Below are 503 nucleotides of genomic sequence, written 5' to 3'. Positions count from 1 at the left end.
TAAGTGATTATGCATAAATTATAGTGTATAAAGAACAAAGACCCAACAGAGTAAAACACAGAACCATGTCTCGGCGCTTACGTTTCGTTTCTTTAACACCTGACCAGCAACGTCTCTTAAATGAAGCCTACCAGTACGGCGAAAAGAGAGCGTTACGTCGTCGGGCTCACGCCATTCTGCTCAACCACAAAGGCCATACGATTAACCAGGTTCGCGATATTATCGGGGTTAAGCGCGATACGGTATCGACGTGGTTATCCCAATGGGAAGCAGACGGTATTGAAGGTCTTCAAGACAAGCCTCGCGAAGGACGCCCCCATCTTCTCAGCGAGAGTGATCTTGCTGTGTTAGAGCAATTGGTTGAAGAGTATCCCCATCAACTGCCTGTCCTCCATGCCAGGTTTCAAGAGAAGACAGGTAACGTCGTCAGCCAGGACACGTTGCGGCGCGCGTTAAAAAAAAGGCTATAGCTGTAAGCGGATACGCCGCTCATTGAGGGCACC

General features: G+C 48.9%; 1 pseudogene. It reads left to right on the top strand.

Annotation, left to right across the window (positions count from 1 at the left end):
• Nucleotides 1-65 precede the first annotated feature (65 nt).
• Nucleotides 66-503, top strand: a pseudogene (locus ACT3TY_RS17915) (helix-turn-helix domain-containing protein); the annotation flags it as partial.

The organism is Halomonas sp. AOP22-C1-8, assembly GCF_052378905.1.
Classification (GTDB): Bacteria; Pseudomonadota; Gammaproteobacteria; order Pseudomonadales; family Halomonadaceae; genus Vreelandella; species Vreelandella citrativorans.
This window is presented reverse-complemented; position numbering and strand designations above follow the sequence as displayed.